Annotated in this window: 25 protein-coding genes; 8 read left to right on the top strand and 17 right to left on the bottom strand. The window is 71.5% G+C overall.

Annotation, left to right across the window (positions count from 1 at the left end; all coding sequences use genetic code 11):
• Positions 1 to 22: 22 nt before the first annotated feature.
• The 8 genes from CIB93_RS00365 to CIB93_RS00330 all read right to left on the bottom strand — a co-directional run bounded on the left by CIB93_RS00365 (position 23) and on the right by CIB93_RS00330 (position 8,913).
• Positions 23 to 1,300: a hypothetical protein gene (locus tag CIB93_RS00365; RefSeq protein WP_096622804.1), complete on the bottom strand. Its 1,278-nt coding sequence runs from the start codon at positions 1,298 to 1,300 to the stop codon at positions 23 to 25.
• Complete coding sequence (locus CIB93_RS00360) at positions 1,297 to 1,872, bottom strand: SigE family RNA polymerase sigma factor (RefSeq protein WP_096622802.1); 576 nt, start codon at positions 1,870 to 1,872, stop codon at positions 1,297 to 1,299. Before CIB93_RS00360 ends, CIB93_RS00365 begins: the two co-directional genes overlap by 4 nt.
• 359 nt (positions 1,873 to 2,231) lie before the next feature.
• Positions 2,232 to 3,305, bottom strand: a complete 1,074-nt coding sequence (locus tag CIB93_RS00355; protein ID WP_096622800.1) for an aspartate-semialdehyde dehydrogenase — start codon at positions 3,303 to 3,305, stop codon at positions 2,232 to 2,234.
• Entirely contained in the window at positions 3,302 to 4,573 is a 1,272-nt protein-coding gene (locus CIB93_RS00350; protein ID WP_096622798.1) for an aspartate kinase, read from the bottom strand. Before CIB93_RS00350 ends, CIB93_RS00355 begins: the two co-directional genes overlap by 4 nt.
• A 222-nt stretch (positions 4,574 to 4,795) precedes the next feature.
• Positions 4,796 to 6,913, bottom strand: coding sequence for a LamG domain-containing protein (locus tag CIB93_RS00345; RefSeq protein WP_096622796.1), 2,118 nt, complete (start codon positions 6,911 to 6,913; stop codon positions 4,796 to 4,798).
• A 209-nt stretch (positions 6,914 to 7,122) separates the two neighbouring features.
• The gene (locus CIB93_RS00340; RefSeq protein ID WP_096622794.1) at positions 7,123 to 7,782 is read right to left on the bottom strand and encodes a DUF5063 domain-containing protein; all 660 of its coding nucleotides are present in this window, start codon (positions 7,780 to 7,782) and stop codon (positions 7,123 to 7,125) included.
• A gap of 92 nt (positions 7,783 to 7,874) precedes the next feature.
• Complete coding sequence (gene recR / locus CIB93_RS00335) at positions 7,875 to 8,474, bottom strand: recombination mediator RecR (protein ID WP_096622792.1); 600 nt, start codon at positions 8,472 to 8,474, stop codon at positions 7,875 to 7,877.
• A gap of 94 nt (positions 8,475 to 8,568) precedes the next feature.
• Positions 8,569 to 8,913 (bottom strand): YbaB/EbfC family nucleoid-associated protein, encoded by a 345-nt coding sequence (locus CIB93_RS00330; protein ID WP_073775674.1) that lies wholly within the window; start codon positions 8,911 to 8,913, stop codon positions 8,569 to 8,571.
• 298 nt (positions 8,914 to 9,211) lie between these two features.
• Here CIB93_RS00330 and CIB93_RS00325 point away from each other — a divergent pair, with 298 nt between their 5' ends.
• The gene (locus CIB93_RS00325; protein WP_096622790.1) at positions 9,212 to 10,033 is read left to right on the top strand and encodes an SLATT domain-containing protein; all 822 of its coding nucleotides are present in this window, start codon (positions 9,212 to 9,214) and stop codon (positions 10,031 to 10,033) included.
• 120 nt (positions 10,034 to 10,153) lie between these two features.
• Here the strand turns inward: CIB93_RS00325 and CIB93_RS00320 are convergent, their stop codons facing one another.
• The 5 genes from CIB93_RS00320 to CIB93_RS37590 form a co-directional block, all read right to left on the bottom strand.
• Complete coding sequence (locus CIB93_RS00320; protein ID WP_096622788.1) at positions 10,154 to 10,804, bottom strand: hypothetical protein; 651 nt, start codon at positions 10,802 to 10,804, stop codon at positions 10,154 to 10,156.
• A gap of 235 nt (positions 10,805 to 11,039) precedes the next feature.
• Positions 11,040 to 11,723 (bottom strand): GntR family transcriptional regulator, encoded by a 684-nt coding sequence (locus CIB93_RS00315; RefSeq protein WP_096622786.1) that lies wholly within the window; start codon positions 11,721 to 11,723, stop codon positions 11,040 to 11,042.
• Between the two features lie 214 nt (positions 11,724 to 11,937).
• Entirely contained in the window at positions 11,938 to 13,311 is a 1,374-nt protein-coding gene (locus CIB93_RS00310) for an aspartate aminotransferase family protein (RefSeq protein WP_096623031.1), read from the bottom strand.
• A 241-nt stretch (positions 13,312 to 13,552) separates the two neighbouring features.
• Positions 13,553 to 14,122, bottom strand: coding sequence for a TetR/AcrR family transcriptional regulator (locus tag CIB93_RS37595; RefSeq protein ID WP_179499899.1), 570 nt, complete (start codon positions 14,120 to 14,122; stop codon positions 13,553 to 13,555).
• On the bottom strand, positions 14,119 to 14,508 hold the full coding sequence (locus CIB93_RS37590; RefSeq protein ID WP_179499898.1) for a hypothetical protein: 390 nt from the start codon (positions 14,506 to 14,508) through the stop codon (positions 14,119 to 14,121). Before CIB93_RS37590 ends, CIB93_RS37595 begins: the two co-directional genes overlap by 4 nt.
• Before the next feature lie 185 nt (positions 14,509 to 14,693).
• Between CIB93_RS37590 and CIB93_RS00300 the strand changes: the two genes are divergently transcribed.
• Complete coding sequence (locus CIB93_RS00300; protein WP_096622784.1) at positions 14,694 to 16,472, top strand: serine/threonine-protein kinase; 1,779 nt, start codon at positions 14,694 to 14,696, stop codon at positions 16,470 to 16,472.
• A gap of 96 nt (positions 16,473 to 16,568) precedes the next feature.
• Here CIB93_RS00300 and CIB93_RS00295 read toward each other — a convergent pair whose 3' ends face one another.
• The gene (locus CIB93_RS00295; protein ID WP_179499897.1) at positions 16,569 to 16,976 is read right to left on the bottom strand and encodes a hypothetical protein; all 408 of its coding nucleotides are present in this window, start codon (positions 16,974 to 16,976) and stop codon (positions 16,569 to 16,571) included.
• A gap of 156 nt (positions 16,977 to 17,132) precedes the next feature.
• Between CIB93_RS00295 and CIB93_RS00290 the strand changes: the two genes are divergently transcribed.
• A complete protein-coding gene (locus tag CIB93_RS00290) occupies positions 17,133 to 17,969 on the top strand; it encodes a helix-turn-helix transcriptional regulator (RefSeq protein ID WP_096622782.1) in 837 nt (278 codons plus the stop codon).
• Entirely contained in the window at positions 17,966 to 18,202 is a 237-nt protein-coding gene (locus CIB93_RS00285; protein ID WP_096622780.1) for a DUF397 domain-containing protein, read from the top strand. The genes CIB93_RS00290 and CIB93_RS00285 overlap by 4 nt, the downstream gene beginning before the upstream one ends.
• A gap of 138 nt (positions 18,203 to 18,340) precedes the next feature.
• Here CIB93_RS00285 and CIB93_RS00280 read toward each other — a convergent pair whose 3' ends face one another.
• Positions 18,341 to 19,957: a helix-turn-helix domain-containing protein gene (locus tag CIB93_RS00280; RefSeq protein ID WP_096623025.1), complete on the bottom strand. Its 1,617-nt coding sequence runs from the start codon at positions 19,955 to 19,957 to the stop codon at positions 18,341 to 18,343.
• Positions 19,958 to 20,297: 340 nt separating this feature from the next.
• Between CIB93_RS00280 and dnaN the strand changes: the two genes are divergently transcribed.
• Positions 20,298 to 21,431: a DNA polymerase III subunit beta gene (gene dnaN, locus CIB93_RS00275; protein ID WP_096622778.1), complete on the top strand. Its 1,134-nt coding sequence runs from the start codon at positions 20,298 to 20,300 to the stop codon at positions 21,429 to 21,431.
• Positions 21,432 to 21,655: 224 nt separating this feature from the next.
• Here the strand turns inward: dnaN and CIB93_RS00270 are convergent, their stop codons facing one another.
• Positions 21,656 to 22,543: a glycoside hydrolase family 19 protein gene (locus tag CIB93_RS00270; protein WP_096622776.1), complete on the bottom strand. Its 888-nt coding sequence runs from the start codon at positions 22,541 to 22,543 to the stop codon at positions 21,656 to 21,658.
• 210 nt (positions 22,544 to 22,753) lie between these two features.
• Positions 22,754 to 24,037: an adenylosuccinate synthase gene (locus tag CIB93_RS00265; RefSeq protein WP_096622774.1), complete on the bottom strand. Its 1,284-nt coding sequence runs from the start codon at positions 24,035 to 24,037 to the stop codon at positions 22,754 to 22,756.
• Positions 24,038 to 24,223: 186 nt separating this feature from the next.
• On the opposite strand from CIB93_RS00265, the gene CIB93_RS00260 reads away from it, so the two are divergent.
• From CIB93_RS00260 to CIB93_RS00250, 3 genes are all read left to right on the top strand, one after another.
• The gene (locus CIB93_RS00260) at positions 24,224 to 25,099 is read left to right on the top strand and encodes a diacylglycerol kinase (protein ID WP_096622772.1); all 876 of its coding nucleotides are present in this window, start codon (positions 24,224 to 24,226) and stop codon (positions 25,097 to 25,099) included.
• Positions 25,100 to 25,135: 36 nt separating this feature from the next.
• On the top strand, positions 25,136 to 25,408 hold the full coding sequence (locus tag CIB93_RS00255) for a DUF1876 domain-containing protein (protein WP_096623023.1): 273 nt from the start codon (positions 25,136 to 25,138) through the stop codon (positions 25,406 to 25,408).
• 107 nt (positions 25,409 to 25,515) lie between these two features.
• On the top strand, positions 25,516 to 25,860 hold the full coding sequence (locus tag CIB93_RS00250; RefSeq protein WP_096622770.1) for a hypothetical protein: 345 nt from the start codon (positions 25,516 to 25,518) through the stop codon (positions 25,858 to 25,860).
• The last annotated feature ends 8 nt before the right edge of the window (positions 25,861 to 25,868 follow it).

The raw sequence follows: 25,868 nt of genomic DNA, 5'->3' as shown, positions 1-25,868 counted from the left end.
CGAGGCCGCCTACGGCCCAGGCCTAGGACGTGGCGAGGATGCCTGTGCGGTAGATCGTGCCGGAGCAGGCGTTGGGGATCTTCGTCTCCGCGGTGGGCGCGCCCGTCTCCGGGGTGTGCGTCACGGTGACGCTGCCCTCTGCCGTGCCCCCGCCGTCGTCCTCGCGCAGTGACTGGGTGTCCGTGCCTGACTGGCCGGAGCCCTCGCTCACGGATCCGCCCGCGCCGTCCGCCGACGGGGTGGGGCTCGGTGAGGGACCCACGGTCGGACAGGTGTCCGTCGGCACCCAGGCGAACTTCACCTCGTACGCCATGGACGGCTTCAGCCGCACCGTGCCCGGCTCCTTCGAGGGGTCGGGCAGGCCGGGGGCCGCGTCGCCCGCCGCGTGCTGGATCACGTCGATCTTGAGCGGGTCCGCCGCGCCGAGGGCGGTGAAGCCGACGGTGCCGTTGCTGCTGACCGCGCATTCCGAGCGGGACACGTTGGCGATCTTGAAGCTGCCGTAGACCGTGCCGTCGGCGTCCGGCGCGTCGGTCCCCGCCGAGGCGACGCCGAGCTGACCCGGGTCGCAGACGGGCAGGGCCGCGAGCCCGGTGTGCGGGGAGCCGGGCACCTCGCCGCCGGTCGCGGTGGCGTCCGGATCGCTGCCCAGGCCCGGGGAGGGGCTCCGGGGCGGGTCGGGCTCGCCGACACCGCCCTCGCTCTGGCGCTCTGTGGGCGCCGCTGCGACATCGCCGCGCTCCGCGGGGCCCGTATCGGCCCCGTTGCCGCCCTGGGCCTGCTCACCGTGTCCGGCGATGGCGGGGGCGGCGGTGGACGAGCTGTCGGAGGCGGCGACGTGGACGAAGGCGGGGACGGCGGTGCCGATCAGCAGGGCCGCCGCGGCCGCTCCGACGACGGCCTGCCGCCGCTTGGCCCGGCGGGCGGGGACGGCTCGGTGCAGACGGTCGAGGGTCCCCTCGGAGGGTTCGAGCTGCCCCACTGCCCCCTGGAGCAGCCGACGCAGGGCGACCTCGTCCAGCTCCTCCGGCTCGGCGCGCTCGCCCCGAGCGGATGCGCCGCGCCGCCCGGCGAAGAGTTCGGCCACTGAGCCCGGGCCGCTCCCGCCGCCGGCACGCTCTTCGGCCGACCGCGTGGCCGGAGACGGTTCCGGGAGCTCGCTCTGCTCGGGCTCCGCGCTCTCGTCGTGCGGGCGCTCCGGATCGTTGTGCGGAGTCGTCTCCGGCCCGTCGTTCACCATTCCGTTTCCCGTCGGGTCATTCTCGTGCCTGCGCTCGGGCCGGAAGTCGGGCCCGCTCATGTCTGGGCCTCCATCACGACGCGCAGCGCCGCGATGCCCCGGGAACCGTACGCCTTGACCGACCCCAGTGAGATGCCCAGCGTCTCAGCGACCTGGGCCTCCGTCATGTCCGCGAAGTAGCGCAGCACGAGCACCTCGCGCTGGCGCCGCTGGAGCCCTTTCATGGCCTTGATCAGCGCGTCCCGCTCCAGCTGGTCGTACGCGCCCTCCTCCGCGCTCGCCATGTCCGGCATCGGCTTGGAGAGCAGCTTCAGCCCGAGGATGCGGCGGCGCAGCGCGGAGCGGGAGAGGTTGACGACGGTCTGGCGGAGGTAGGCCAGGGTCTTCTCGGGCTCACGGACCCGGTTGCGAGCTGAGTGCACGCGGATGAACGCCTCCTGCACCACGTCCTCGCAGGACGCGGTGTCGTCCAGCAGGAGGGCGGCGAGGCCGAGCAGGGAGCGGTAGTGGGCGCGGTAGGTCTCGGTGAGATGGTCGACCGTGGTTCCAGCTGCCACCGTCTCGTCAGCACCCACGCGCTGCGCGGGCAGTTGGGCCGGTCGCGCGGCGGGCATGGGCGCGATCACCGGCATACCGCCGGGCGCGCGGGGCCGCCGGAGCGGACGCACGGACGCGCCTCGCAACGGGCCCACCACTGTGATGTCGAGAACCTCTGCCACGCCTGTTGGACACGCTGCCCCCCGTCAGGGTTGTACGCGGACCGCGCCACGTTCAGCTCTGTGCGACATGCCCTCATACGTACCCGCTCTTCCCCAAATGCCCCGTAATAGCGTCCGGCCGCGCAAGAAGTGACGACTTAGACGCCGCCCAGCCGACATGCGGTTGCAGAGGGCCGGGAGATCATCGTCGGATATGACAACGCCCCAGCTCAAGAGGTTCAGACCAGCAAATTGCTCATAGAGCGTTCACAGATCCTACAAAACAGGTTCGATCATCCTCGGGGAAATTCAGCAGCCACGGATTCAGCGATCTGCGCCACATTCAAAGCGGCACCTTTTCGGAGATTGTCTCCGCAAAGGAACATTTCCAGGGCGTGCGGATCGTCCATCGAGCGCCGGACCCGGCCCACCCAGGTGGGGTCGGTGCCCACCACATCGGACGGGGTCGGGAAATCCCCGGAGGCCGGGCTGTCGAACAGCACCACGCCGGGGGCGGTCGCGAGAATCTCGTGGGCCCGGTCGACGGCCACCTCGTTCTCGAAGCGGGCGTGGACGGACATCGAGTGGGTCGCGACGACGGGCACGTACACGCAGGTAGCGGTGGTCTTCAGATCGGGCAGCCCCAGGACCTTGCGGCACTCCTGGCGGATGGCGATCTCCTCGGAGGACCAGCCGTCCCCGGCATCCGTACCGGCCCACGGCACGACGTTCAGCGCGACGGGGGCGGCGAACGGGCTCCCGGCCGCGCCATCCCGGTCCCCCAGGGCGCGGCGTACGTCGCCGGGCTGGGTGCCCAGCTCCGTACCGGCCACCAGGGAGAGCTGTTCGCGCAGGGCGGCGACGCCGTCCCGGCCCGCGCCGCTGACCGCCTGGTAGGAGGAGACGATCAGCTCGCGCAGTCCGAATTCGGCGTGCAGCGCACCGACCGCGACGATCAGCGACAGTGTGGTGCAGTTCGGGGACGCGACGATGCCGCGCGGCCGGAGCCGGGCGGCATGGGCGTTGACCTCCGGGACGACCAGCGGCACGTCGTCGTCGAGCCGGAAGGCCGCCGAGTCGTCGACGACGACGGCTCCCTTGGCGGCGGCGATCGGAGCCCAGCGGGCGGACACCTCGTCCGGCACCAGGAAGAGGGCCACGTCGATGCCCTCGAACACGTCCTCGGCGAGCGCTAGCACCTCGCTCTCCTCGCCGCGCACGACCAGCTTGCGGCCGGCCGAGCGCGGCGAGGCGACGAGTCTGACCTCGCCCCAGACATCCGCGTGCTGCGAGAGAATCCGGAGCATGACACCGCCGATCGCCCCGGTCGCACCGACGACCGCGAGCGAAGGGCGGTGCTCGGTCATCGGCCGGTGCCTCCGTAGACGACGGCCTCGTCGGAGTCGCTGTCGAGCCCGAAGGCGGTGTGCACGGCGCGCACGGCCTCGTTGACGTCGTCGGCGCGGGTGACCACCGAGATACGGATCTCGGAGGTCGAGATCAGCTCGATGTTGACGCCCGCGTCGGACAGCGCCTCGAAGAAGCCCGCCGTGACACCCGGGTTGGTCTTCATGCCCGCGCCGACGAGGGAGATCTTGGCGATCTGGTCGTCGTAGCGGAGCGAGTCGAAGCCGATGGCGGCCTTGGTCCGCTCCAGGGCGTCGACGGCCTTGCGGCCCTCGGCCTTGGGCAGGGTGAAGGAGATGTCCGTCAGGCCGGTCGACGCGGCGGAGACGTTCTGCACCACCATGTCGATGTTGACCTCGGCGTCCGCGATGGCGCGGAAGATCGCGGCCGCCTCGCCCGGCTTGTCCGGAACGCCGACGACGGTGACCTTGGCCTCCGAGACGTCATGGGCGACTCCGGAGATGATCGCGTGCTCCACCTTCTGGTCCCCTTGCGGCTCGTTGCTGACCCAGGTTCCGCGCAGTCCGGAGAAGGACGAGCGGACGTGGATCGGGATGTTGTAACGGCGTGCGTACTCGACGCAGCGGTGCAGCAGCACCTTGGAGCCGGACGCGGCCAGCTCCAGCATGTCCTCGAAGGAGATCCAGTCGATCTTCTTCGCCTTCTTCACGACCCGGGGGTCCGCGGTGAAGACGCCGTCGACGTCGGTGTAGATCTCACAGACCTCGGCGTCCAGCGCGGCGGCCAGCGCGACGGCGGTCGTGTCCGACCCGCCGCGGCCGAGGGTGGTGATGTTCTTGCCCTCCTGGCTCACGCCCTGGAACCCGGCGACGATGGCGATGTTGCCCTCGTCGATCGAGGTCCGGATGCGGCCCGGCGTGACGTCGATGATGCGCGCTTTGTTGTGGACCGAGTCGGTGATGACACCGGCCTGGCTGCCCGTGAACGACTGGGCCTCGTGGCCCAGGTTTTTGATCGCCATCGCCAGCAGGGCCATGGAGATCCGCTCACCGGCGGTCAGCAGCATGTCGAATTCACGGCCGGTAGGCATCGGAGACACCTGCTCGGCGAGGTCTATCAACTCGTCCGTCGTGTCGCCCATCGCGGACACCACGACAACCACCTGGTTGCCGTTCCTCTTGGCGTCGACGACTCGCTTGGCGACCCGCTTGATGCCCTCGGCATCGGCTACGGAGGAGCCTCCGTACTTCTGCACGACAAGGCCCACGTGCGCTCCTCGCTCAGTCATTACTGCGGTCGGCTCAGTTTAACGAGCAGCCCGGAATCGACCCGTCCATACCAGATGATGAGATGTCCCGCTCATCACCCGGTACGGCGTGTCGTTCCGAACCGCTCGTAGGGGGCTGTTGCCCCGTAGGCCCCGGAGCACTCCCGTTTGTGTCCCAGCCCACACCTTCCGCACGCAAAGCGCGAGCCGGGACACGTCCCGCTACGGCAACTGCTGGATCTCCGTCTCGGACAGCACACCCGCGAAGGCGTACACGCTGTCCACCACGCCGCGCAGCTGCTCGCCCCACCCGTCGGCCGTGCGGCCCCGGCCGAGCTGGAGCCCGCCCGTGCTCTTCCAGGCGGCGTCGAAGTCCGCCGTGCCGCCCTCCGCGTACTTCACCCCGTCGAGGTAGAACGACACCTGCTTCGCGGAGGCGTCATGGACCACGGTCACCCGGTGGCCCGCCCCCATGCCGCCGTCGGGCCACTCGATCCGGCTGAGCACGGTCTCCGGCGCACCCGGCTCGTCGGCGTGCGACATCACCAGGTCCCAGCTGGAGTTCTCCGGGTCGAAGCGCACCTTGAAGGCGTCACCGTGCTCGCCGCCCTGGGAGATCGCCGTCATCGGCGCCGCCGGGTCGTCGTCGGCGAGCCGGACGCGGGCGCTGACGGTGAAGCTGCCGGTGGTGTCGACGACGGGTGCGTCCGTGGCTGCGTGACCCGAGACGCCGTCGAGGCGGAGGTGGCCGTCCCCCTCCAGCGGCCAGTCCTGGGAGCACTCCAGGTCCAACGGGTCGCACGGCTCGTCGAGGCGGAAGACCGAGGCCCCGGCGCCCAGCTTGAGTGGTGCTCCCCCGCCCGTCTCCGGGGCGAGGCCGTCCGGCGCGGTGTCGAGCGCCCAGTGGCCGAGCTGCCGCGCGGCACGGGTGGCGAGGGCCGTCAGCTCGTCCGGCACGACGATCCGGTCGTACGCCCTTACGTCACCGATCTCGCCCTGCCAGCGGTCCCGGTAGCCCCGCGCCCCGCGCGCCCGGCCGAGCTGGAAGTCGCCCTCGCCCGCCACGGGGACGGCGGCCGTCTCCTCGCCGACCGCGCGGCCGTTCACGTACAGCCGGGCCGTGCCGGTCTCCGCGTCGTACTGGCCGAGCACATGGGCCCAGCCGCCGGTCTCGGGCAGCCCGCCCGTGACCTTCGCGCCGCCGACGGAGAACGACCAGGCGGGTCCCGTCCCGGCCCGGGTCAGGCCCAGGGTGAAGGCGCGTGCCGTGCCCGCGTCCTGCGAGAGGACCGTACGGGTGCCGTCCACGCGCGCCGGCCGCACCCAGCCGCCCACCGCGAAGTCCTTCGCGGTGTCGACGACGACCGGGGCGCCCGGGGTCAGGAAGCCGTGGCCCGATCCGTCGAGCGAGGCGGTGGAGGTGAGCGGGGTGCCGGAGGGCGCGGGCGCGCCGAACGTGACGCCCTTGCCCGCCCGGGCCGGGGTGCCGGTCTCCGCGGCGGCCGAGCGGGAGCCCGCCGCGTCGGCGAGCTTCCACCGCGCCACCGGGGCGGGCCCCGCGCCGATCAGGAACGCGTGGTCGGTGCGCGGACCACGGTTGCCCGCCCGGTCCTGCGCCTGCACGGAGAGGGTCTGCCGGCCGGTCCGCTCCGGCAGGAAACGGATCTCGGCCGATCCGTCGGGCCCGGCCTCGACGGTCTTCTGCGGCCCGCCGATGAAGGAGTAGGCGTAGGAGACGACGTCGTCGGCCTGCGCCGTGACGTGGAAGGTCCCCCGGACACCGACACCGGGCCGCCAGACGTCGTCGTCCGGGTAGTCGGCGGAGGTGACTACCGGGGCGTCGGGCAGGGTGCGGTCGTAGACGAACTCGCAGGGCGCGCCCGCCCCTTCGCTGCTCCAGGCCGATGTCCCGTCGTCGTTGGCGGCGCGCACCCGCCAGGACACGACGGTGCCGTCGGGAACGGTGCTCGGCAGCTGCCAGCTGAACGGGGCGGTGTCGCCCTTCATCGCGGTGGTCAGGGTCACGCGCTCCTCGGCACCGCCCTCGCCCCGCCACCACGCCTCGAACTCGCCCCGGACCCGGCCCACTTCACCGGACTGGCCGTCGCCGGGCCCGTACAACCGGGCCGTCACCTGCGGAACGTTCATCACGTACGGACGGTCCTCGCCAAAGACGCACGCCGCGCCGCCCGTCTTCAGATCGGCGACCAGCGGCTGCTTCGGCGGGAGCCCGCCCACTGCCGCCAGTACGGTGCCCGGCGTCGCCAGCACCGTCCCGGCGGCGATCACCACCGCGGTGGCCGCCCGTCTCGCTCGTCCATGTCCGGTACGTCCCGTCATGCGCGTTCCCCTCCCCTGTTCGGCCCTCGAAGATCAGTGATCAAGGGCTGGGGGAGATTAACAATCAGGTCCGTCGGCCCGCTATGAATATCGGGCCGGTACGCGGGAGAACGGGCAGCTCAGCCCACGGAGACGGGCTCCGCGTCGGCGGCCGGGAGGTCGGCGGCCGGGAGGTCGGCGGCCAGGAGGTCGGCGGCCGGGAGCAGGGGCTACTTCACCGGCCGCAGCCCCAGAGGCCCCGCGATCTCCTCCAGCATCACGCGGCCCGCCTCCTCGGCGAGGTCCTCCTCGCCCGGGTCCTGGTCGGTGTCCAGGCCGTCCAGTTCCTCCAGGGGCTGGCCCAGGCGGATGTGGGCGACCAGGGACTGGAGGGCGCGCAGCGTGGCGGAGGCGGTGGAGCCCCAGTTGGAGAAGTACGAGAACTGCCACCACCACAGCGCCTCGGCCGTGCGGTCGGCCTCGTAGTGGGCCAGGCCGTGGCCGAGGTCGGTGACCAGGTCGGCGAGGTCGTCGGAGATGCGGTGCGGGACGGGGGCCTTGCGGGGCTCGTACGGGTCGAAGACCTCGGAGTAGACGTCGATCGGCTCCAGGAGCGCCGCGAACCGCTCGCGCAGGCCGTCCGCGTCCGGCTCCGCGCCGAGGTCCGGTTCGTAGCGCTCGTCGGGCAGGACGTCCTCGTACGCACCGAGGCGGCCGCCCGCGAGCAGGAGCTGCGAGACCTGGAGGAGAAGCACCGGAACGGCTTCCTCCGGCTCCTCGACCCTGGACACCTCGGTGACCGCGACGATGAACGTCTTGATCTGGTCCGCGATCTGGACGGCGAAGTCGCCCGGGTCCTGCGTGACGGAGTTCAGCGTGGCGTCAGACATCGAGGGGACCTCCCGTGGGCGCGGTCACAGACGGTGAAGCGGACGACAGTGCGTAAGTGCGGGGCCGGGATCGGGGGCGTACCGCCGCGGGGTCAGACATCCAGCAGCCGCCTCCCCTCGAACGCGCGGCCCAGAGTGACCTCGTCGGCGTACTCCAGATCGCCGCCGACCGGCAGACCGCTGGCCAGCCGGGTCACCTTCAGGCCCATCGGCTTGACCATCCGCGCCAGATACGTCGCGGTGGCCTCGCCCTCCAGGTTGGGGTCGGTCGCGAGGATCAGCTCCGTGATGGAGCCGTCCGCGAGCCGGGCCAGCAGCTCACGGATGCGCAGATCGTCCGGGCCCACTCCCTCGATGGGGCTGATCGCCCCGCCCAGAACGTGGTAGCGACCCCGGAACTCACGCGTCCGCTCGATCGCCACGACATCCTTGGGCTCCTCGACGACGCAGATGACGCTCACGTCGCGGCGCGTATCCCGGCAGATCCCGCACTGCTCCTGCTGCGCGACATTGCCGCACACGGCGCAGAACCGGACCTTGTCCTTGACCTCCAGGAGGGCGTGGGCCAGCCGGCGCACGTCCGTGGGCTCGGCCTGAAGGACGTGAAAGGCGATCCGCTGCGCGCTCTTGGGACCGACGCCGGGCAGCCTGCCCAGTTCGTCGATGAGGTCCTGAACAACGCCTTCGTACAACGGAACGCCTTTCTTCGCTTCCTGCTCCGTACCGTAGTGGGTACGGGTCGGTACCAGTAGGGCCCGGACCCCTGGGAGTCCGGTCAGAACGGCGTCAGAACGGCAGGCCGGGGATGCCGCCACCGCCGCCCAGGCCCTGCGCCAGCGGGCCGAGCTTCTCCTGCTGCAACGCCTGCGCGTTCTCGTTGGCCGCCTGGACGGCCGCGACGACGAGATCGGCGAGCGTCTCCGTGTCCTCCGGGTCCACCGCCTTCGGGTCGATCACCAGGGCGCGCAGTTCGCCGGAGCCGGTCACGGTGGCCTTCACGAGGCCGCCGCCCGCCTGTCCTTCGACCTCGGTCCTGGCCAGTTCCTCCTGGGCCGCGGCGAGATCCTGCTGCATCTTCTGGGCCTGCTGGAGCAACTGCTGCATATTGGGCTGGCCACCACCGGGAATCACGGTCACTCCTGGCATTTCGACGACAAATGTTTCGGTATGCCGAGCCTACGTGCTCCCCGGTCGCCGCGCTCCACCCACCGGTGACCAACTCTTTCGGGTGAGATTCCAGAACCGCCGTGAGGGCTCCTATACCTGACCAGCGGCCCCGCCCAGGCGGGAATCCCGCGATTTCGGCCCCCCAGCCCACCATTCGGCGGTAGGAAGGGCATGCGCAACGGCGCACGAGCGCACATATTCAGTGACGCAGAGTTACACCACGGGAGCCGTCCCGTCCGTCAGAGTGCAGAGGAGTGCCCCGGTGAGTCAGCCGGAGATGCAGCCCGAGGGGCCGCCCCGCAAGGAGTCCGATGCGGGATCCGGTGAGAACGGAGCGGATAGTTCCGCTACCGGGAACGGGGCCAGGACCGCAGACAGCGCCACCGGCCGCGCCGGGGGGCGCGATCTGACCGGACGCCCCTTCCCGCTCGGCGACTGGGGCGAGCCCGCCGAGCGGCTGGACGAGCTCTACCGCTGGGTCGAGGCAGGGGCCCTGGACACCGCCGACTGGTACCTCAAGGACCGGGTCTGGAAGCGCCGGGGAGCGCGGGCCCTGCGAATGGGCACCGCCGCCGGGGTGATCGCCGGGGCGGCCCTCCCGCTGCTCGATCTGACCGGTGCGCTGAGCGGCTCGGCCGGGTGGGGCTATCTGTCACTGCTCCTCGGCGCCGCCTGCATGGCCTGCGACCGGTACTTCGGCCTCACCTCCGGCTGGATAAGGAACCTCGCCACGGCCCAGGCCGTGCACCGACGGCTCCAGGTGCTCCAGTTCGACTGGGCCTCGGAGTGCGTACGGGAGATGCTCGGGCCGGCCGAGGGCACGGCCAGCGAGGCGGCGGAGCGGTGTCTGGGGGTGCTGCGGAGGTTCTCCGAGGACGTCACCGAGCTGGTGCGGTCGGAGACGGCGGACTGGATGGTGGAGTTCCGGGCCGGGCCCGCGCCGATGGGCATGCAGGCGCTGGTCACCGGAAGCGCGGGCGGACGGGCGGAGTCGGGGGCGGTGCAGGGGCGGTTCTCGGTGCCGTCGGTGGCGGCCCGGCCGAACATGCCGCGGCAGCGGCCGCCGGAGCCGGGGGCGCGGTGAGGTTGCTTCGGGGGCGCTGCCCCCGGCCCCGGGCCTCAATCGCCGGACGGGCTGGATTTCAGCGCCCCCTGCCCCCGCCCGCAGGTAGAGCGCGCGGGCCGGGTCCCCAGCCCGTCGCGGTCAACTGAAGATGATCATTGAGCCCTGTGCCAGGCTGCGGGTCGCCGCCGCGTGGAGGCCCAGCCACACGTGGCGTTCCCGGGCGAACGGGCTGTCGTCGTAGGGGATCGGGTCCGCCGGCTGCTCCAGGGCCGTGGGGCCCGCGGGTGGTTGCGGGGCGGCCGGGGGGTTGGCCGGGTCGATGCCGATGGCCGGTGCGACGAACTCCAGCTCCCGCAGCAGCCCGTGCGCGGAGCCCAGCGGGCCGCCGCCCGCCAGGAGCGCGTCGTCGGAGAGCGGCGCCGGGAAGTCCACGGGGACGTACGCCCCCGCGTGGTCGTAGTGCCAGACCAGATGCGACTGCTGCGCGCCCTGTTCGAACATCTCCAGCAACTGCTCGTAGTCACCGTCGAGACCGGCGACCGGGGTGACGGCGAGGCCGCTCAGCTGGAGCAGATAGGCGCGGCGCAGAAAGTGCAGGGCGTCGTAGTCGAAGCCCGCCACGGGGGCGACGTCTCCCGTGAGGCCCGGCATGTACGCGTAGACGGGGACGGGCGGCAGGCCCGCGTCGTTCAACGCCTTGTCGTAGACGGCGATCTCTTCGGCGAACGGATTGTCGGCGCTGTGGCACAGCACGTCGACGAGGGGGACCAGCCACAGGTCACAGGCCACGAAGTCTCGCTCTCCAACGGGTTCGGGCGATCGTCGGGACAGCGTAATGCGGGCGGAACCTCACGCACAGTGCCCCAGGGAGAACGGAGAGACCGGAGGGCTGCCCGGAGGGCTGTCCGGAGGGCTGTACAGAGCTTGCCGCGCGGCCCGACCCGCGGCCCGACCCGCGGCCCGACTCGGGGCCCGACTCGGGGCCCGACTCGGAGCCCCGCAAGGCTCGCAGGGCCCTCGGGGCTCACCGCTCTTGCGCCTCCAGGCGGTCCGCCCAGGCCAGTGCGTGCGCGTAGTAGGAGTGCAGGGTGGCGTGGACCTGCTCGTGGTCGCCCCGGGCGATGGCCTCGACCAGTTCCTCGTGACCGTCCCACAGGGCGCTCCCGTCCGCGCCCTCACCGTTCTCGCCGCGTAGCCGGTGCACGGCGAACATCCAGGCCTGGACGCGGAGTTTGGTGAGGAAGTCGGCGATGTAGGGGTTGAGCACGAACTGACCCAGCTCCCGCCAGAACCGCAGGTCGTACCCGATCAGTACGTCCAGGTCGCCGCCCTTCGCCGCGCGGACCGCCTCCGCCGCCCGCCGCCGGATCGAGGCGAGGCTGTCGGGCCGGACCGCGACCCGGGCGGCGGGGTCGCGGAAAAGGCCCTCGACGACGAGGGCCCGGGCCTCGGTCATCGCACGGTAGTCGGCGACGCTGAACTCGCGGACCTGGAACCCCCGGTGCTGGTCGGAGGCGAGGAGCCCCTGCGCGGAGAGGTCGAACAGGGCCTCGCGGACGGGCGTCGCGGAGACCCCGTACTGCACGGCGATCTGCTTGACCGTGAACTCCCGGCCCGGCGGGAGACGCCCTGCGAGCACCTCGTCACGCAGCGCGTCGGCGATCTGCTGGCGCAGGGTACTGCGGGTCACACCTCCACTCGGGCCCATACCGGTTCCTCCCGTTCATCCCTGTTCATCCCCTTCGGCCGGTCGTTCCCGGTCAGGGTCAGTCACCTTAGGCTCGGGTCACCTTAAGCCAGGGCCGCCGCCGTGCCCGTTTCCGGGCACGGCGGCGGCCGACTGGGGGCACTTCCGGGGCCGATAGCGTACGGAAGCGGATCGTCCGGTTACCTGGCGTACGCGCCGGCCGGACGTACGGGCGCTACACCGTGTGCTCGTCGGCCACGGAGAGTGCGATGTCCAGCGCCGCGAGGCCCTCCTTGGCCTCGGCCTCGGTGACGTTGCAAGCGGGGACGGCGTGGGTCCGGTTCATGTTGATGAACGGCCACAGCCCCTGCTTCTTCGCCGCCGCGCCGAAGGCGGCCATCGGGGCGTTGGCCTCGCCCGAGGCGTTGTACGGGACGAGCGGCTCACGGGTCTCGCGGTTGCGGACCAGCTCCAGTGCCCAGAACGCGCCGAGACCGCGCACCTCGCCGACGGAGGGGTGGCGCTCGGCGAGTTCGCGCAGGCCGGGGCCGAGGACGGTCTCGCCGATCCGGGCCGCGTGCTCGACGACCCTCTCGTCCTCCATCACCTGGATGGTGGCGACGGCGGCGGCACAGGCCAGCGGGTGGCCGGAGTAGGTGAGGCCGCCGGGGTACGGGCGGGTCTCGAAGGTCGCGGCGATCTCGGCGCTGATGGCGACGCCGCCGAGCGGTACGTAACCGGAGTTGACGCCCTTCGCGAAGGTCAGCAGGTCCGGCACGACGTCGAAGTGGTCGGCGGCGAACCAGGCGCCGGTGCGTCCGAACCCGGCCATCACCTCGTCCAGCACGAAGACGATCCCGTACCGGTCGCAGATCTCGCGGACACCCGCCAGATAGCCGGGCGGCGGGGTCATGATGCCCGCCGTGCCCGGGACGGTCTCCAGGATGATCGCGGCGATGGTGGCCGGGCCCTCGAAGGCGAGGGTGTCCTCCAGGTGCTGGAGTGCGCGGGCGCACTCCTCGGCCTCGGTCGCGGCGTAGAACGGCGAGCGGTAGAGGAACGGCGCCCAGAACCGCACGACGCCCGCCGAACCGTTGTCGGAGGCCCAGCGGCGCGGGTCGCCCGTGAGGTTGATCGCGGTGGAGGTCGCGCCGTGGTACGAGCGGTAGGCGGAGAGCACCTTCGTACGACCGGTGTGCAGCCGGGCCATGCGGATGGCGTTCTCCACGGCCTCGGCACCGCCGTTGGTGAAGAAGATCTTGTCCAGGTCACCCGGGGTGCGCTCGGCGATGAGGCGTGCGGCCTCGGAGCGCGACTCGACGGCGAACGCGGGCGCGAAGGTGGCGAGTTTGCCCGCCTGCTCCTGGATCGCGGCGATCACGGTCGGGTGCTGGTAGCCGATGTTGGTGTAGACGAGCCCGCTGGTGAAGTCGAGGTAGCGGTTGCCGTCGTAGTCCCAGAAATAGGCCCCCTCGGCGCCGGCGACGGCGAGCGGGTCGATGAGGCCCTGGGCGGACCAGGAGTGGAACACGTGCGCGCGGTCCGCGGCCTTCACGGCCGCACCGGCCGCGGGGTCGGCGCACGGGACATGAGGGGCATGAGGGGTCATGCGGTGAGCGTAGGCGCTGGTGGGGGCGGTCTCCATGGCCACCTTGTATGACGTGGGGCGCGGAGGTCGGCAGGGTGTCGGGTCCGGGACCCGCGAGACGGTGCGGGTGCTGGAGCGGTTGTCGGGGGCGGTGGAGAGGCTGACCGCCGGGGCCGTCCGCCCCGGGCCCGGACCCGGCCCGCTCCAGCCAGTCCGGCGCGCGAGGACGGGCTGGAGTCCGGCGCGGTTTCGCGCGGGAACGCTATACCGGTTGGCGTGTCACCAGGGCGGTGATGCCGTCGATGAGGGGGGCGGGGTCGAGGTCCGGGTCGAGCGTTCGCTGGAGCAGGAAGCCGTCCATCGCCGCGATGAGGGTCACTGCGGCAGGGAGTGGACGCGCGACTCCGTGCTCGGCGAACCAGTCGTGCAACCGCTGCCGGAACTGGGACAGGGAGGCGGCGATCTCGGTGCGCAGCTGGTCGTCCCGGTTTGCCGCGACCAGGGATTCGTACAGCAGTAGCAGTTCCGGGTCGTGCGAGTCACCGGAGCACAGTGAGCGGAGGATCATCTCGACGGCCGATGACGGATCTTCCTGCGTCAGGGCGTCACCGAGCCGGTCGAGGAAGAACATCCGGATCCTGCCCACCGCGGCGATGCGCCGGAGTTCGCCGATGCTTCCCACGTGGTAGTGGATCACACCGGTGTTCACGCCCGCGCGTTCCGCGACCCGCCTGCTGGTCACACCACCCCAGCCCACTTCGGGGATGAGGGAGGCCGCGGCCTCGATGATCTTCTCCCGTGTAGTCGCGCCGGAAGGGGATGTGGTGTTCACAGGCGCATGCCCTGGATCGCGATCACGGCACCCACACCGGCCGAGGCCAGCGCGATGACTTCGAGCACCAGCAGTTGCACCGGAAGCCGGTCGGGCACGACCGGGAAGACCGCGCCGAGGTCCGCCGCGAAGACCGCGGCGTAGCCCAGGCTCAGGACCAGTGCCGCCACGAACACCCAGTGCCGGCCCGCCATGGCGAACCCGGCCACCACGAAGCTGGCCAGCCCGAGGGACGTGAGGTAGGCGTTGAACCCGTTGTACTGCCAGCGCGGGAGCGACGAGAAGTCCCTCGTGTCGACCAGCTTCCCCGGGACCATGGGGATCAGCAGGAGTGCCTCCCAGACCAGGAACGCCGCGGTCAGGGTCGCCAGCAGGGAATGATCCATCACGCACTCCAGGGTTGCAGAGAGGTCTGAACTCTTCGTCCGAATTGGACGGTAGTCCTGGACGGTCGTCCAAATCAAGCGGGCGAGCAGCGGCGCATACGGATCCCGGCGGGGAGATCCGGGACGGGGCGGTCGTCGGGGCGCGGCGCTATCCTCGTGCGGGCTGCACAGGGGAGGAACGCGCCATGGACAAGCTCGGGGCCGAGGACCCGCACCGCATCGGCGCGTACAGGCTCCTCGGCCGCCTCGGTGAAGGCGGCATGGGGCAGGTCTTCCTCGCCCGCTCCGACCGCGGCCGCACCGTCGCCCTCAAACTCGTCCGCCGCGAGCTCGCCGAGCGGCCCGAGTTCCGCGCCCGCTTCCGCCAGGAGGTCCACGCGGCGCACCGGGTCGGCGGGGCCTGGACCGCCCCCGTGCTGGACTCCGACACCGAGGCCCCGGTCCCCTGGGTCGCCACCGGCTACGTCGCCGGGCCCTCCCTCCAGCGCATCGTCTCCGGCCGCCCCGGCGCCCCCGTCGCGGCCTCGGGGGCGTACGGGCCGCTCCCGGTACGTTCCGTCCGGTTCCTCGGCTCCGGGCTCGCCCACGCCCTCCAGCACATCCACGGCGCCGGGCTCATCCACCGCGATCTGAAGCCGTCCAACGTCCTCCTCACCATCGACGGTCCCCGGGTCATCGACTTCGGCATCGCCCGCGCCCTGGACTCCGTGCCCGACGGCGACCTGACCCGCACAGGAGCGATCGTCGGCTCGCCCGGGTTCATGGCCCCGGAGCAGGTGCGCGGCGAGCGCGTGACCACCGCGTGCGACGTGTTCTGCCTCGGGTCCGTCCTCGCGTACGCCGCCTCCGGCCGCCTGCCCTTCGGCTCGGCGGACGGCGGCGGGCCCCACGCCCTGATGTTCCGGATCGCCCAGGAGGACCCGGACCTGACCGGCGTACCGGAGGAGCTCGCCGACGTCGTACGGGACTGTCTGGCGAAGGACCCGGCGGCCCGGCCCGGCCCGGACGAGATCCTGGCGCGCCTGGGCGGGGCCGAGGCGGACGAACCCTGGCTCCCCGGCATCCTCATCGCCCAACTGGGCCGCCATGCGGTGGAGCTGCTCGACGCGGAGGACCCGCAAGCCCCGACGGCCCCGACGGCCCCGGCGGCCCCGGCGGCCCCGGCGGCCCTCCAAGCCTCCGTGCCCCCGCCAGCCCCCGCGGCTCCGCCCCCTGCCTCAGCCCCGCCGCACCCGAACCCGCCCCCGCACCCCCATGCCCATCCCCAGCCGCCCCCGTACCCCCACCCGCACGGCCCTACCGCCGAGCAGCCCTTCTCCCCCGCCTACTTCACCCCCGCGCCCCCTCCCGCCCGGGACCGCCGGTCCGCCGGGGCCACCGCCGCGCTGATAGCCGTCGCCGTGGTCGTCGCGATAGGTGCGGGCGGGTCCGTGTACGCGTTCATGAAGGACGGAGGCATGGGCACCACCATCTCCCCGGACGCGTCCTCCTCAGCCGACGCGAACGGCCCGAACAGCACGAACGACACGGGAAGTGCGAACGGCGACAGCGGAGGCAACGGCGGGAGCGGGGGCAGCGGAGACAGCGGCACCACCGACAACGAAGGCACCGTCCCCCGCGTCTACCTCGGCACCTGGTCCGGCTCCATACCCGGCGACCAAGGCCCCTCCACCCGCACGCTGACCATCCGCCAGGGCGACGTCGGCGACCCGGTCCTCTCCCTCACCGCCGAAGGTCCCCTCTCCTCCGGCTCCACGTACCACTGCGAGTTCAGCGCACGCCTGGCCGCCCGCCCCACCGCCGACGGCCCCGTCCGGATCGGGCCCTCCGCCGTCTCCTCCGGCGAACCGGCCACCTCATGCTCCCCCGGCAAAGCCACCGAGCTGACCCTGCTGCCGGACGGCACCCTGCGCCGGACGGTGACCGGCACGGGCGAGAGCCTGACCTACACCAAGTCGGATTGAGCTACATCCGGTCGGCTCGACCTGGATCGGCGCCATGCCCCGCCTGGTCCCGCCATGCCCCCCCTGGGCCCGCCGTCCGCCCTCCACCCCAGGCACTCAACTCAGTAACGCATAAGCCGCGTTGAACAGGATCAGCGTGTGCACGAACCGGTGCGCGCACGTCGGCCGGTACCGCCACATCAGCGGCCAGGTGTCACCCCCGAGCGCCGGTACGGGTACGTAACTGACCCGGCCCGTCGCCCCGTTGAACGTCGACACCTCGCGCGGCCACGGGCGTCCGGCCGTGGAGCCCGCCGGTACGAGGAAGTACACCCCGCGCCGCCCGTTCGACTCGGTGACGACCGGGCCCGGTTCGCCCCCGACCAACTCCTCCATCAGGTCGGCCAGCCGCCGCCCCTCGTCGCCGTCGACGCGGACGGCGTCGAATTGCACGCCCGCCTTGCGGAGCTGGAATCCGGAGTCCGGAATCCACTCGATTTTCAGCCCGCGATTCGTTGCATTCACAAGACGATTGTGGCGCTCGTCGCCTAGCGTTCTCCCTACCTGCCGAGGTGCGTCGCATAGCCGTTGACCTGCACCGACTTCGCTGAAGCCGAGTTGAGTTCGACGGTATCGAGTAGTGACCGGTTGAGTTCGGTTGAGTCGAAAAGAGATCGCGTAATGGCGAGTGCAGAGAACAAGGAATCCGCGAGCCCGACCGCCCAGATGGTGGCGGAGATCGCTCGCACGCTACGCATCCAGCGCGGGTGGACACAGGAGCAGGAGGGCAAGGAGCTCGGCTACTCGGCGGCGGCGATCAGCGCGATGGAGACCTGCGCGCAGCCCGCCAGTGACGCCATGCTCGTCGAGCTGGAACGGGTCTTCGGCAACGGCACCGGCATCTTCACGACGGCCCGGCGGTACATGCGGATGGAGCGGCTGCCTCAGCAGTTCCAGGACTACGCGCTGCTGGAGGAGGCCGCGATCAGCCTCCAGCTGTTCGCCACGAACGTCATCCACGGACTGTTCCAGACGGAGGCCTACGCCCGGGCGCTCATCGGTGGCGGATATCCACCGCTCTCCGACGAGCGCGTGGAGGAGCTGGTCCAGCTGCGTCTGGCACGTACGGCCCTCTTCGACCGGGACCCGCTCCCGATGATCGAGATCATCATCGACGAGGCCGTCCTGCGCCGCGTCATCGGCAACGAGGAGATCATGCGGGAGCAGCTGCTCCATCTTGTGGAGTGCGCCCGGCGGCGCAATGTCACGCTGCTTGTGCTGCCCCTGGATGCCGGGAAGTACGGGGAGTACGCGGGTGATCGCGGCTCGATGAACCTGCTGGAGACTCCCGCGCATGAACATCTCGTCTATCTGGAGCCGCAGGACGAGAGCCTGCTGATCAGTGACCCGGCAAAGGTGAGCATCTATGCTCAGCGCTATGCGAAGATCCGGTCACAGGCCCTGGGTCCTCGTGAATCGCTGGACCTCATCATGCGGTTGGCAGGAGTGAAGGAATGAGCAGCACCCTCCGGTGGTTCAAGTCGAGCTACAGCAGCAGCAGCGGCGGCGACTGCATCGAGGTCGCCTTCGACTGGCGTAAGTCCTCCTACAGCAACGCCAGCGGCGGCGACTGCGTCGAGGTCGCCGCCTGCCCCCACTCCGTCCACGTCCGTGACTCCAAGGTGCCCGACGGGCCCGACTTCGCCGTCGCGCCGGACGCCTGGTCGGCCTTCCTCACCTGGGCGGACTGAGCGGGCACAGCAGGACCCACGGTGTGCGCCCGCAGAATTCGTGCGGGCGTGTCACCGGTAGGCCTTGCACGGCGATACGGGCCGCGCCCCATCGGTGACCGCGACAGCGCTCGCGGTCCTCTCCAGTTCCGTCGTCCGTCACGAAGTGACGGCATCACACGCCGTCAGGTCCAGGTCCGGGCCGGGGGCCAGATCCAGGTCCTTCCTCCGCAGTGCCAGCCACAGGTCGTAGCGGGCGCTGGGGGGCCGGAGCAGTGAGCGCTGGAGCACGGTCTCCAGCCGGGTGAGGCGCTTGCGGGCGCCGGGGACGGAGATGCCCAGCCGGGCGGCCGTCGGGCCGAGGCGGCCCTCGCACTCCAGCCACGTGCGCAGGGTCTCCTCCGCGCCCCGGACCTCCTGGACCGGGGCCAGTTGCTGTTCGGCCCACTCCCGTACAGAAGGGCGGCGCAGGAGCTCGTCGAGAGCCTGCGCCGCCTTTGCCGTACCCGGGCCGGTGCCGGTGCCGGTGCCCGCGCCTGTTCCGATACCTGTGCCTGTGCCTGTGCCGTCCGCGTACGGGGCGGGCTCGGCGGTGCAGGCCGGGGCGGGGGTGGCGCGGATGCGCAGGGCGAGGTCGAGGGCGGCCTGGTCGGCGAGGCGGTGCAGGTCGAGGCCGAGCAGCTCGCCGATGAACCGGACGCGGGCGGCCAGGGTGTTGCGGTGGATCTTGAGGTGGTCGGTCGCGTGCGACGAGAAGGCCAGCCAGGAGGCGGCGGTGGCAGCCAGCTCCTGGCTCACGGGGTCCTGGGCGCGGCGGGGGACGTGGGTCAGGAGCGGGGCGAGCAGGGCGTCGGCCCACTGCCGCCCGGCGCGGCCGACGACGAGCGCCGCCTCCGGCGATACGCCGAACCTCGCGTGCCGGGAAGGCAGTTCGCGGGCCACGGCGAGGGCATGGAAGGCCTGGCGGTAGCCGGTGGCGGTGTCGGCGAGCGGCACCGGTTCGCTGACACCGACCACGCAGTCACCGACCCGGGCGGCGACGGCCTCGTCGATGGGGACCCGGCCGGTGGCGACCCGGTCGGTCGTGACCCGGTCGACCCGGTCGGTGGCGGTCCCCTGCGGCGCCTCGTCCGCGGGCGTCACGAGGATCAGGTGGCGTACGTAGACGGGGCACCGCACGATCCAGGACCGGCCGCCGTCCGCCTCCGCGCAGACCCGGGCCACCTCGTCCCGCCCGTCGCCCGAGCACTCCACGACGCACACCCGCACCGGGTCGGGGAGCCGGGGACGCAGCGCACCGGCGACCTGCTGGGCGATGGAGAGCTGGCCCGTCATCAGCAGGTGCAGCACCGCCTCCCGGCCCCGCGACTCGGCGAGGTCCACCCGGCGCCGCTTGCGCTCCAGCGTTTCGGCCTGCCAGCACAGCTCCAGCGCCAGCACCACGTCCGCCAGCAGCGTGGCGAGCCCGGCGGCGACGGGCCGGGGCGTGACGACGGCGAGCACGGGGGCGGTACCGGGGTCGTCGGTGTGCAGGGGGAAGAGGAGGGCGGTGTGCTCGCCGGTGTCCAGGGAGTACGCCTGGGCCCCGCGCTCGGTCAGGGCGGTGGCGCCCTCGGCGAGCAGCTCTGCGACATCGGGGACGACCGCCCCCGCCGTACGCGCCGCCGCGTGCAGCACGGTCCCGTCCGACCCGACGAGGCCGGCCCAGCCGTCGGCCCGGCCGGAGAGCCAGCGCAGCAAGGCGGGCGTGCCGCCGCTCCGCACCAGTCGGTGCATCCGCAGGAGGTCGTCGGCCCGCTCACGCACTCGCACGTGTTCCCCCGATGTCTGCTGTCCGTGGCCTGCTCGGCCGCTGCCCGGCCGGTGTGGCTGTGCGGACTGATACCTCCGCGGCCGTCCCACTGGGCGTATTGAATCTCCCGGTCTCCCTACCCCGCGATCTATCGTCCGAACGTGCTCGGGCACGTCCTTCGGGGAACGACGGCAGCGGCTCACGGGGGTGGTCGCTGTCGTCGGTGCCCGGCCTCATGGCCTTTCCGTTGACTCGTGCCCGGGGCCGACTGTCAGTGGTGCCTTCTAGCGTGCTCGGTGTCGGCTTCCGAGGAAAGGCACCACCATGGAGTTCCGTATCGAGCGCAGCGCTCTGACCGACGCCGTGGCCTGGGCGGCCCGCGTCCTGCCCGTGCGCTCGCCCGTTCCCGTGCTGGGCGGACTGCTGCTGGACACGGAGGTCGAGGGCGGGCGGCTGCGGATCTCCGGGCTCGACTACGAGGCGTCCGCGCGCATCGACGTGAGCGACGCCGAAGTCCTGCGGCCCGGCAGGGTGCTCGTGATGGGGCGACGGCTGCTGGACATCTGCAAGGTGCTGCCCGAGGGGCCCGTGGAGTGCGCGGTGGAGGGCTCGCGGTTCACGGTGTCGGGAGGCGGTGCCCGGTTCGGCCTGTCCGTGCTGCCGTTGGCCGACTATCCGGCGCTGCCCGCGCTGCCGCAGGTCCGGGGAGCGGTCGACGCGGAGCTGTTCGCGGCGGCGGTCGCCGATGTGGCGGTGGCCGCGGGGCGCGATGACACCCTGCCCGCGCTCACCGGCATCCGGCTGGGGCTCGACGGGGAGGCGGGGACGATGACACTCGCCGCGACCGACCGGTACCGCTTCGCCGTGCGGACGCTGCCGTGGAAGGCCACCGCCCCCGGCGAGAGCGCCGATGTCATCGTCTCCGCCCGCCGGTTGACCGAGATCGCCCGCTCGCTTGGGCGGTCCGGGCTGGTGAGCGTGGCCCTGGACGCCGGTTCGGCGGGCTTCGAGCACGCCGGGATGCGGACCACCGTGCGCCTGCTGGAGGGCCGACTGCCGCGCCACGAGAAGCTGTTCGCGATGCAGGACCCGGCCGTGGCGGTGGTGGACCGGGCCCGGCTGATGGAGGCCGTCAAGCGGGTCTCCGTCGTCGCCGACGGGGACAGCCCGGTGCAGATGACCTTCTCCCGTGCCGATGCCTCGGTCCTGCTCCAGGCCGGCTACGAGGACGATGTGGCCTCACAGCGGGTCCCCGCCGAACTGGAGGGCGCCGAGGAGATGGTGGTGGCCTTCAACCCGGCGTATCTGGCCCACGCGCTGGCCGCCTTCGAGGAGCCGTCACTGCGGCTCCTTCTGCTGGGGGCGGGCCAGCGCGCGATGATCACGGGCGGGGCGGACGGGACGGGCACGGACGCCCACAGGCACCTGCTGATGTCGGTGCGGCCGCAGTTGATCTGACCGGGTCCGCCCGGACTCCCGGTTCCCGTAGTCGCGTCGCAGGGGGGGCGGCGCCCTGTCCACGAGCGCGCAGACCGCGCCGACCGCGCCCCGGACGCCGGACGCCGGACGCCGGAACGGAGGGTGCGTCCGGCGCGAGCCGGGCACACCCCCCGCACGGATGGGGACACGGGTGGATCAGAGTCGGGCAGGGCCGGGCAGGGTCAGCAGCCCAGGTTGCCGGGTCAGCAGCTCAGGTTGGGGCCGGTGGTGGTGCCGAGGAACTGGGTGAACTGCGTGAACTTGTTGATGCGGCTCTGGACCTGCGCCGGGTTGCCGCCGTCGCACTCAAGCGCGCCGTTGATCGACCGGATCGTCTCGCCGAAGCCGGGCCCGTTGACGATGGCGTTGTGGCCCGTGATCGTGCCGGGGCCGGTCTGCGTGTTCCAGTACCAGAGGGCGGTCTTCCAGGCGATCGAGGAGTTCTGCTCCACGAGGTAGGGGTTGTTCAGCAGGTCGATGCCCAGGGCGTCACCGGCCGCCTTGTAGTTGAAGTTCCAGCTCAGCTGGATGGGGCCGCGACCGTAGTAGGCGGCCTGTCCGGCCGGGCAGCCGTAAGGCCGGCCCGCGTCGCAGTAGTGCGGGTAGTTGGCCTCGTTGATTTCCTTGATGTACACCAGCCCGCCGGTTTCGTGGCTGACGTTCGCGAGGAAGGCCGCGGCCTCCCGCTTCTTGAGCTCGTCGCTGCCGGTGTTGGCGAAGGCCGGGTAGGCGCCCAGGGCGTCGGTGAGGCCCTGGTACGTGTAGAAGGCGTTGCGGTTCGGGAACATCTGGTTGAACTGGGCCTCGCTGACGACGAAGCCGTCGTTCTCCCCCGGATCCCCACCGCCTCCGTCGCCGCAGGCACCCTGGTCGGCCCAGACGTCGGAGCTGCCCGGGGTCTCGTTCAGGGTCCACCACTTGGCGGTGTAGTTGCGGCCGTTGTACGAGGCGGACTGGCCGCCTGTGTAGACGGAGGACGAGCTCCACGCCGTGGCGCAGGCGGCGGCCTGTGCGGTGGCGGCGGGAAGGATGACGAGCGCCGCGACAAGCGCGCCCAGCGCGACCAGCACACTCAAGACACGTCGGATCACGTGATCACACTCCTTCGACGCGGCGCGACGTCCGGCCGTGCGCCGCCGTGGGGGTGTCCGACACTCAAGCGAGGATGGTCTGTACCTGTCAAGGTCTAGACCATCCTGGGAACGGTACCGAAAGTAAAATCTTCCGGCCCCGTCCATCATGTGGACGGGGCCGGAAGATCCGGGCAGGCGGTACAGCCCGTGCGGGCCGGTACCGGCTGCCTACAGGAACGAGTTGATCTCGATCGTCTCGGTGCGGCCGGGGCCGACGCCGATCGCGGAGATCGGGGCGCCCGACATCTCCTCCAGGGCCTTCACGTAAGCCTGCGCGTTCTTCGGCAGGTCGGAGAAGGTCTTGGCCTTGGTGATGTCCTCGGACCAGCCCGGCAGGGTCTCGTAGATCGGCTTCGCGTGGTGGAAGTCGGTCTGGCTGTACGGGAGCTCCTCGACGCGCTTGCCGTCGATCTCGTACGCCACGCAGACCGGAATCCGCTCCCAGCCGGTGAGGACGTCCAGCTTGGTGAGGAAGAAGTCCGTCAGGCCGTTGACCCGGGTCGCGTACCGCGCGATCGGGGCGTCGAACCAGCCGCAGCGGCGGTCACGGCCGGTGGTGACACCGCGCTCGCCGCCGATGCGCCGCAGCGCCTCGCCGTCCTCGTCGAACAGCTCGGTCGGGAACGGACCGGCGCCCACGCGCGTCGTATAGGCCTTGAGGATGCCGATCACGCGGCTGATCTTCGTCGGGCCGACGCCGGCACCGGTGCAGGCGCCGCCCGCGGTCGGGTTCGACGAGGTGACGAAGGGATACGTGCCGTGGTCGACGTCGAGCAGGGTGCCCTGGCCGCCCTCGAAGAGGACGACCTTGCCCTCGTCGATGGCATCGTTCAGGATCAGGGTCGTGTCGGCGACGAACGGCTTGATCTGCTCCGCGTACTGGAGCATCTCCTCGACGATCCGGCCGGCCTCGATCGCCCGCCGGTTGAAGACCTTGGCCAGAAGCTGGTTCTTCTGCTCCAGGGCCGCTTCGACCTTCTGCTCCAGGATCGACTCGTCGTAGAGGTCCTGGACGCGGATTCCCACCCGGTTGATCTTGTCGGCGTACGTCGGACCGATGCCCCGGCCCGTCGTACCGATCTTGCGCTTGCCGAGGAAGCGCTCGCTCACCTTGTCGATCGTCACGTTGTACGGAGTGATCAAATGAGCGTTTCCGCTGATCAGAAGCTTGGACGTGTCGACGCCTCGCTCGTTCAGACCGCTCAGCTCGGAGAGCAGGACCGCCGGGTCGACCACGACACCGTTCCCGATGACCGGGGTACAGCCCGGCGACAGGATTCCGGAGGGGAGGAGATGCAGTGCGTACTTCTGGTCGCCCACGACGACCGTGTGACCGGCGTTGTTTCCGCCTTGGTAACGCACGACATAGTCCACGGATCCACCGAGGAGATCGGTGGCCTTCCCCTTGCCCTCGTCACCCCACTGAGCACCGAGCAGCACAAGTGCGGGCACAGGCGTACACCCCTTCCGGGCGGGGCATGTCCAAGGTCAGGGGGCGTACGTCAAGGTCGTACCTGCCGCACGACGATGTACGGCAAAGCCTGAGCCGTCGAACCGGGTGCCCCGGAATAGACGAAGCCCCTGGCGCAATAGCGCAAGGGGCTCTTGCACCAAGATGCTACCCGAGGAAGGACCGAGGTGTCGGCTGCAGAGCCCCCCGGCGACGGCGGCGACCAGCTCCTGGTGGTCATCGACCCGGTTGCCCGCCGGACCGACGGCGAGTCCGTGCGTATCGCGAAGGACGTGCTGAGCGCCGGTTCGCACGCCAAGATCTGCCTTCCGGACACCCCCGAGGAGTTCGCCCGGGCCCTGTCCCGCCGGGGTCCTCGCCGCCCCGTGGTGGTCGGTGACGACCACGCCCTGCTGCGCGCCGTCGCCCAGCTGCACCGCGAGCGGGAGCTCGCCCGGGGCGTCCTCTCGCTGATCCCCGTCGGCGCGGCGCACGCCCTGGAGGTGGCCCATGCCCTCGGCGTGCCCCGGGGCGCGGTGGCCGCCGCGCGGACCGCGCTCGACGGGGCGGTGCGGCGGCTCGACCTGCTCGTGGACGACAGCGACGGCGTCGTGCTGGGCCGGCTGCGCATCCCCGCCCCGGCACCGCCGCCCGGCTCGGGGACCCCGCACTCGGGCGTCACGGCCGTCTGGGACACCTGCCGCTCCCTGATGACGTCCCTGGTCCGCCCGGCCCCGGTCGCCGCCGCCCACCCGGGCACGCACCGGCTGCGCATCGAGGCGGACGGGGTGCTGCTGAGCGACCTGGACACGCCCGTACGGGGCGTCTCGGTGACCTCCCAGGGCGACGCGGGCCTGGTCGACGTCGTCGTCCGCACCTCGGACGGCGAGGACGTCACCGTGGAGGCCAAGGCCGTCACCGTCTCCGGCGCCGACTTCCGCTACCGGGCCGACATACAGACCGGCGGCCCTGTCCGTACCCGGACCTGGACCGTGCGGGCGGGCGCCTGGGGGCTGATGCTGCCGCCCCCGGCGAGCGCGGACGGGACGACAGGCGCACGCTGAAAGGAGACGACCGCGGACGTCCCGGAGGTGACCGTCATGACCAGGATCGCTGTCGGATGGCACATCGACCTCGAATTCGAGGAGGACAGCCATCGCACCCGTGCGGCGGCGCTCGTCCGCCTCTCCGACGGAACAGAGGTACGCGCCCACGGCTACGCCAGCCGCCACCCGTCGGACGAGGACCAGCAGCGGGTCGGCGAGGAGATCGCGGGAGCGAGAGCGCTCAACGAACTGGCGATGAAACTGCTGACCAAGGCGCACGAGGAGATCGACGAGGCGTCGGGCAGGACGTCGTACCCACTGACCTAGTTCCGGGGGCGCTGTCCCCGGGGGCGCTGTCCCCGGGGCCGCGCTCCTCGATCGCCGAAGCGGCTTGAGGGGGAACCGGCCCGGACCCCACCCACGTCCCCCCTGGCATGAACACCACGGACACCCGACGGGACGCCATCACCGGCACCGCTGGCTGCCTCATCGCCGTGCTCGGCACGCTCGCGGGCATCATGGTCTGGCTCCCGTACGGCAGGAGAGGCCTCTTCGGCGCCTTCGAGAGCGAGACCAACCCGAACGTCTTCTGGCTGGGCCTGCCCGTCATGGCCGTCGGCGGGGCCGCGGCCGCCCTGGCCGTCTTCGCCGTCGTACGGGGCCGGTGGCGCGCGGCGCTCGGGCTGCTGGCGGCCGTCGCGGGGATCGCCGCGTTCGGGTACGGCTTCGACGTCCTGACAGGCCCTCAGGCGCTGGTGGACTGCGGACCGCCCTGCTGAAGGCGCCG

It is taken from the genome of Streptomyces sp. WZ.A104 (genome assembly GCF_002382885.1).
Lineage (GTDB): Bacteria > Actinomycetota > Actinomycetes > Streptomycetales > Streptomycetaceae > Streptomyces.
Note: the sequence above shows the minus strand (reverse complement) of the source record. Positions and strands in the feature narration are given on the sequence as shown.